The following is a 6,436-nucleotide window of genomic DNA, read 5'->3' as shown; positions in this document are numbered from 1 at the left end:
CCCGAACTCAGAAGTGAAACCTCTTAGCGCTGATGGTAGTGTGGGGTTACCCATGTGAGAGTAAGTCATCGCCAGCTCATTATTCGAAACACCCCCTGATATCTCAGGGGGTGTTTTTTTATGCGTGGAAAAAAGATAAAAGGGGGCGAAAATAAAGCGTTGGAAATCCAACGCTATAAATCGACCTAAAACGATAAAATTATTTTAACTGACGTCGTGCATGCTTTAATGCAGTTCTTAACCCTTCTTCTAAAGTTGGATGATAAAAGGGTTTATTTAAAATTTCATGAATGGTTCGTTCTTCTGAAATCATCCAAGCTAACATAAGCCAATGACTGCATAATTTGAATTGTGGGCGGGTATCCAACGAATATCATGGTCCATTCTGACCAAGGCTCACAGCACTGTAGTCGTGATTTTAGAGCGCTATTATTGATGAACAACTGCATCCAAAGCATGTCTAGACGAGGCCTTGCGCAGTATATTGCTCATGGGATAATGCAGTAACAGAAAGCTTCTTTCACACATTTAAAGGTCATGTGGTACATGGCAGTGTATTTTTGACCCGAAAAGAAGCCAATGTTGTCTTGTTTGACTATATTGAGATTTACTACAATCGAGTGAGAAGGCACTCTGCAAATGGTTGGTTAAGCCCAGAAGCCTTTGAGCAGAAATATTTTAAGAATTTAGAGGGATAGGTTGTCCACGATACTGCCTGGGATCATTATTTGGCTACCTTTATCGGGTAAATTTTATATTTAAAATATCAATATCCTAAATATTCGATTAAAAAAAACCTGCTTAAAAAGCAGGTCATAGATTTAGAGAAATGAAGTCAATTAAGCAAAAATATTACATGCTGCAGATGCCAAAATCCATAGAATCACCACTGCAACTACTGGCTCTACAATTTTTGACCAAGTCGGTACTTGTACTTCAGTTGTTACGTCTTCTTGTGTATGTTGTTGATTAACCATTTGATTGAACTCCTTCATTGATGCTTCTAATGATATCTCTTCTTGCAGATTTGGTTTAGAACCAAGGAGCTCTGTTAGGTTGTTTGTTGACCAAACCCAATCATCCGCTTGACCAGAAAGGTGTTCAATTTGGCCGTTGAGTAATTCTTGAATGCTTTGTGGTGAGTGTGAGCCGGTATCATGAAGTTGCTTTAATTCATTTAATTGTAAATGAAAAATTTCAGTTGTTAGGTGTTCAAGTTCAGAGCGCTCTAATATTGATGCATTCGATGGATTGGTGGTCAGATGGCGTGAAACTTCTTGAATATAGAGTTCATCAGGATGAGTAATTTCTTGATAAACCTTTTGAGCATTATTGCGGAGCTGATGAATCAATTCACCTAAGGTTAAAGCATTAATTTCACGTAAATGTTGTCGTTTTTCTTCACGATTTAAATGACTTAAAAGCGTAGGCTTTTGAGATTCTATTTGTTCGACAAAATATTGTACTAAATCAAAAGCCATTATTCGCTTCCTTATTCTTTAATCGAGCAACCTTAAACCCGGTTTTTTCTTCGGTTGCTCTTGTTGTTCTTGGTCGTTTGATTTTAAAGCATTTTGATCATTCTGAATACCTTCATATTCTTGAGGATCGAAGAACATTCCTTGACCATTTTCACGTGCATAGATGCCTAGAACAGCAGAAAAGGGGATATAGAGGTTTTGCGAAACGCCACCAAAGCGTGCAGAGAAAGTAATCGTCTCATTACTCATGTGTAGCGCATGCGTTGCATGAGGTGCGATATTCAGGACAATTTGGCCATCTTGAATATATTGAACTGGCACCATCGTACCATTCTGTGTCGCATCGACAAGTAGGTAGGGGGTAAGTTGGTTTTCACAAATCCATTCATAAAGTGCCCGTGTTAAGTATGGACGTGTTGGAGTGAATTGTAGTTCCTGTTCAGACATAATGCTTACTCGAATATTTATGGGAAATTAATTTTTTGCTAAAAGCTCGCTATAGCGATTTTTTTCCTGCAATGTCATCGATTTGATAAATGCAGGACGGCTAAAGATGCGTTGGCAATAGAGAAATATAGGGCGGCATTGCTGTTTGGGAAGCTCAATCCCCATGGCTTTTAGGCGCAGAAATACAGGTGCGAGCATACAGTCTAACATGCTAAATTGTTCAGACATAAAATAAGGATAATGCTGAAACAAGGGGGTTAGTGAAATGAGTGTATCACGTAATTGTTTTTGTGCTTTTTGTTTGGCTTTTTCATCGAGGGTATCGGGATGGCGAAGCATAATATCGGCAAGTCTTAACCAATCTTGTTCGAAGCGCCATACATATTGACGTTGCTCTGCACGAGGCATGGGTGCATCTGCATACAGTTTATTTTGACGATATCGGTCATCCAGATATTCGGCAATAATACTGCTTTTATAGAGTTTTAGGCCATTTTCAATCATCATCGGAAGTTGATTGTAGGGATTTAAACTTGCAAGATCTTCGTCTTCATCATCAGCAATAATTAAATTATGTTTGATTTGCTTCTCTGCAAGTACATAGCGTATCCAGTGTGAGCGAAAGTCATCCGCATGACTGTAAAGCGTAATCCCTTGAAGAGGTGCATTTTCGACTGACATAATCCGAGACGATGAGAAATGAATAAGATAGGATACTAAAATTAGACAGTAAAATCACGGGGACTTTAGCAATATCAATGCAGCTACAGTGAAAATTACAGTTTTGTTTTATTTGATTTTATCTGATAGCTTTTCATGTCATTCATTTACCTGATCGTCACCGCATGATGACCATTGCACTTGTACAAAAATTATTATTTTTAGCTGCTGTTATTTTTATGGGCATTGGCTTTTATACGGCACTCGCTGGAGGTTATGCCTCTGATTATGGAGCAGAGGATGATAGCCTAGAACAAAAAAGCAAAATGACCATCTGTACAATTACACTAACACTGTCGGTTATATGCTTAATTGCGAGTTTGAGTCTTTTTGTTTATCGGATCGTTATTCTATTTGCATCATCTTCATAAAAATTAAGACATAAAAAAACCTTGGCATAAGCCAAGGTTTTTTGTCCGATTCGGTAAACGAATTAACGTTTAGAGAATTGAGGACGTTTACGAGCTTTACGTAAACCAAGTTTCTTACGTTCAACTTCACGAGCATCACGAGTAACGAAACCAGCTTGACGAAGAGCAGGTTTAAGAGTTTCGTCAGAAGCAATCAATGCACGAGTAATACCGTGACGGATAGCGCCTGCTTGACCACCGATACCACCACCAGCAACAGTGATGTAAAGGTCATATTTCTCAGTAGCTTCTAAAAGCTCAAGTGGTTGGTTAACAACCATACGAGCAGTTTCACGACCGAAATATTGTTCTAAAGAACGGTTGTTGATTACGAGTTTACCAGTACCAGCTGATAGGAAAACACGTGCAGTTGCGGTCTTACGGCGACCTGTACCATAGTTAGTAGCCATGTGCTGTATCCCTTAGATGTCCAAAACTTGTGGCTGTTGAGCAGTATGTGGATGCTCAGTACCAGCGTACACTTTCATTTTCTTGATCATTGCATAACCAAGAGGACCTTTTGGCAACATGCCTTTTACAGCACGTTCGAAGATTTCTTCTGGTTTGTGAGCAACTAATTTTTCGAAATTAGTTTCACGAATACCACCAGGGAAACCAGTGTGGCGATAATATTTCTTATCAAGTGATTTTTTACCAGTCACTTGAACTTGCTCAGCATTGATAACAACGATGTAGTCACCAGTGTCAACGTGAGGAGTATAAGAAGTTTTGTGCTTACCGCGTAAACGACGAGCGATTTCAGTCGCAAGGCGACCTAAAGTTTTGCCAGAAGCATCAACAACGTACCAGTCGTGTTGAACTTCAGCTGGCTTAGCGCTGAGAGTTTTCATTAAACCACTACCTATTATAGTTGGTTTGGACTATGGAAGCTGTCCAAACAAAAGGAGACGCGATTCTATACGAATACGTGAAGAATCACAAATGAAAATATAAAATTTCAAGCGCTGTATTGTAGTATATTTCTTCAGCAATAAACAGCAGATAATCCAGAAATTATAAAAAAAGCGGGTGAATGTAAATCATGTCGAATTCTAATCTGTTAAAAACCACACCTGACCCCTTATTTTGGCGACATTGGTGGTATTTAATGGGCTTATGTAGCACCTTGATTTTAAGCCCAACTTTTTTGTATTTGGTGTCTTTGCATGGGGCGGATGGCGCAATCATCGTTTTGTTGATGATGCTCACTTTATTTTTCCTTAGTTATTTATTGGTTTATCTGTTGATTGGATTATTGCTTGTGGGTGGTATGTGTTTTTGGTTGATAACGAACTACCCGCAGCATGTACCGACCGTTCAGCGCGGCATTGTAATTCTTATTGCATTGATTTGGATCATTGGCATTTCAGGTTTTACTTTCGGTTTCATTCCATACAATGTCGCACAACGCGCTTATTTTTGAGTTTTAGTCCGATATTTTTAGTCAATAAAATTAGGTCTGTCATGTGCATCACACAGTATAATAATGCTATTGCACACACAGGATAAACCCATGCTGCCTTTATATATCACGAGCGGTGAACCCGCAGGTATAGGACCTGATATTTGTTTGAGCTTAGCCAATCGAATAGATGAAAGGCCAATTGTGGTTCTTATTGATAAAGATTTGCTGATCAAGCGTGCTCAACAGTTAAAGCTCGAAGTTGAACTGATTGACTATGTTGGGCAGGAGGTGTCGGCAGCTCAAGGTCAGCTTTATGTGGAACATGTACCTGTGACTAAACCAGTTATTGCAGGTCAGTTAGATGTGAATAATGCAGCCTATGTGTTGGAGCAATTACGGCGTTCTGCAGATTATGCGATGTCTGGCAAAAGTGTCGGTGTTGCCACAGCGCCTGTGCAAAAGTCGATTATTAATGATGCCGGTATCCATTTCAGCGGACATACGGAGTTTTATCAAGAATTTGCAGGCGTTGAGCGTGTCGTGATGATGCTTGCGACCAAAACGCTCCGTGTCGCATTGGCAACAACACATTTACCGCTTCGTGATGTTGCGGATGCCATTACTCAAGAACGTTTGCATCAAGTCATTGATATTTTAATTCATGATTTAAAAACCAAATTTAAAAAAGATCATCCGCATATTTTAGTCTGCGGTCTAAACCCACATGCGGGTGAAGATGGCTATTTGGGCATGGAGGAGATTGAAGTGATCAATCCGGTGCTAGAGCGTTATCGCGCTCAAGGGGTGAATATGAGCCTGAGCTTACCTGCTGATACCTTATTTACCCCTGAAAATTTAAAAGATGCCGATGCGGTTTTGGCGATGTATCACGATCAGGGCTTGCCTGTGTTAAAGTCGCAGGGCTTTGGCGAAGCCATCAATATCACTTTGGGCTTACCGTTTATTCGGACTTCAGTGGATCACGGCACAGCACTGTCACTGGCTGGAACTGGTCTTGCTAAAAGTTCGAGTTTACAGGTGGCGGTCGATTTAGCTTTAGAATTAGCACGTGCGAAAAATAACGAAACTTAATAATAAAGGTTTGAATTTTATATGAATAATAGTAAAAAATTATCAAGAATAAAACAGGAAAATAACAAGATGCTTAGGGCGAAATCGATCATTCGCCCATTTTTTGGGATTGCGTTAGCGTTGATGCTGTCAGCATGTTCAACGCTCGCTACAGATCATCATTCTTGTGACTTAAAAGTATTATCGCTGCAAATTCCAAAACAGACGGAAGGATTTATACGTTTTGCATCACCGGCTGCCGTGGATGGCTTTAAACATAATCAGCAAAAATTTAATCAAGCGCTGACCGCGATGCATAAAAAATATGCGAATCGTGGCGGTGCTGATAAAATGCTTCAAGATGGGCAGGCAATCAATGCTAATATTGATCTGCTTGTACAGCATCAAAATAGCCTGAATGCGCTATATGAATATCAAATTCTTGTAAGTGAAACCATTCCAGGTATTCAAGCTGAATATAACCTTCTGGCTGATATGATGGCTAGAGCAAACAATTCAGCAATGCAAGCGATTATTGCTAAAAATCAAGTCTTTATTTCGGGACGGCTGTTGGATTCTTTGCTGAATTTAACTGATGTGAATTCTATTCATCCAGACGATTTAGATGACTTTTTAGCAGATTTTGAAACTTTCAATATTTATTTGAAGGCTCAACTGAATGGTAATCCTGAACTGGGTGTAGAGCGCGTAAACAATGCTGAAATGCGCGAAAGTTTGCTCTCCATTCAGGCTGAAACTGAAGAAATGATGAAATCTGAAACAATGGCTTTGTTGAAACAAAAAGAGCCATTGCTCAGTGTAATTAAAGCGGCTCGGGATAATGTGACCAAGTCCGAAGAAATTTTTGCTCGCTTGAGTGAATTTGAATCAAGTCAGTAATC

9 protein-coding genes and 2 pseudogenes are annotated in these 6,436 nt (G+C 39.6%); 5 read left to right on the top strand and 6 right to left on the bottom strand.

Going from position 1 to position 6,436, the window contains the following annotated elements:
• Nucleotides 1-199: 199 nt before the first annotated feature.
• Nucleotides 200-325: pseudogene (locus FTT88_RS17365) on the bottom strand (hypothetical protein); the annotation flags it as partial.
• Nucleotides 326-357: 32 nt separating this feature from the next.
• Here FTT88_RS17365 and FTT88_RS11685 point away from each other — a divergent pair.
• Nucleotides 358-698: pseudogene (locus FTT88_RS11685) on the top strand (IS3 family transposase); the annotation flags it as partial.
• Nucleotides 699-839: 141 nt separating this feature from the next.
• Here the strand turns inward: FTT88_RS11685 and FTT88_RS11680 are convergent.
• Genes FTT88_RS11680 through FTT88_RS11670 form a run of 3 tightly spaced genes read right to left on the bottom strand, consistent with a single transcriptional unit; the run spans nt 840 to nt 2,609 of the window.
• Entirely contained in the window at nt 840-1,481 is a 642-nt protein-coding gene (locus tag FTT88_RS11680) for a hypothetical protein (protein WP_180005137.1), read from the bottom strand.
• 18 nt (nt 1,482-1,499) lie between these two features.
• Complete coding sequence (locus FTT88_RS11675) at nt 1,500-1,928, bottom strand: ClpXP protease specificity-enhancing factor (protein WP_180005136.1); 429 nt, start codon at nt 1,926-1,928, stop codon at nt 1,500-1,502.
• 27 nt (nt 1,929-1,955) lie between these two features.
• Nucleotides 1,956-2,609 (bottom strand): glutathione S-transferase N-terminal domain-containing protein, encoded by a 654-nt coding sequence (locus tag FTT88_RS11670; RefSeq protein WP_180005135.1) that lies wholly within the window; start codon nt 2,607-2,609, stop codon nt 1,956-1,958.
• A 164-nt stretch (nt 2,610-2,773) separates the two neighbouring features.
• Here FTT88_RS11670 and FTT88_RS11665 point away from each other — a divergent pair, with 164 nt between their 5' ends.
• Nucleotides 2,774-3,019, top strand: a complete 246-nt coding sequence (locus FTT88_RS11665) for a hypothetical protein (protein ID WP_180005134.1) — start codon at nt 2,774-2,776, stop codon at nt 3,017-3,019.
• A 62-nt stretch (nt 3,020-3,081) separates the two neighbouring features.
• On the opposite strand, the gene rpsI is transcribed toward FTT88_RS11665, so the two are convergent.
• Nucleotides 3,082-3,468: a 30S ribosomal protein S9 gene (rpsI, locus tag FTT88_RS11660; protein WP_078190115.1), complete on the bottom strand. Its 387-nt coding sequence runs from the start codon at nt 3,466-3,468 to the stop codon at nt 3,082-3,084.
• 12 nt (nt 3,469-3,480) lie between these two features.
• Complete coding sequence (gene rplM, locus FTT88_RS11655; RefSeq protein ID WP_004722943.1) at nt 3,481-3,909, bottom strand: 50S ribosomal protein L13; 429 nt, start codon at nt 3,907-3,909, stop codon at nt 3,481-3,483.
• Between the two features lie 191 nt (nt 3,910-4,100).
• Between rplM and FTT88_RS11650 the strand changes: the two genes are divergently transcribed.
• The 3 genes from FTT88_RS11650 to FTT88_RS11640 all read left to right on the top strand — a co-directional run bounded on the left by FTT88_RS11650 (nt 4,101) and on the right by FTT88_RS11640 (nt 6,434).
• Nucleotides 4,101-4,481, top strand: coding sequence for a hypothetical protein (locus FTT88_RS11650; protein WP_180005133.1), 381 nt, complete (start codon nt 4,101-4,103; stop codon nt 4,479-4,481).
• A gap of 90 nt (nt 4,482-4,571) precedes the next feature.
• Entirely contained in the window at nt 4,572-5,555 is a 984-nt protein-coding gene (gene pdxA, locus FTT88_RS11645; RefSeq protein WP_180005132.1) for a 4-hydroxythreonine-4-phosphate dehydrogenase PdxA, read from the top strand.
• A 69-nt stretch (nt 5,556-5,624) separates the two neighbouring features.
• The gene (locus tag FTT88_RS11640) at nt 5,625-6,434 is read left to right on the top strand and encodes a pilus assembly protein PilJ (protein ID WP_180005131.1); all 810 of its coding nucleotides are present in this window, start codon (nt 5,625-5,627) and stop codon (nt 6,432-6,434) included.
• Nucleotides 6,435-6,436: the final 2 nt, after the last annotated feature.

The organism is Acinetobacter sp. YH01024 (assembly GCF_013420195.1).
Taxonomy (GTDB): domain Bacteria; phylum Pseudomonadota; class Gammaproteobacteria; order Pseudomonadales; family Moraxellaceae; genus Acinetobacter; species Acinetobacter amyesii.
This window is presented reverse-complemented; position numbering and strand designations above follow the sequence as displayed.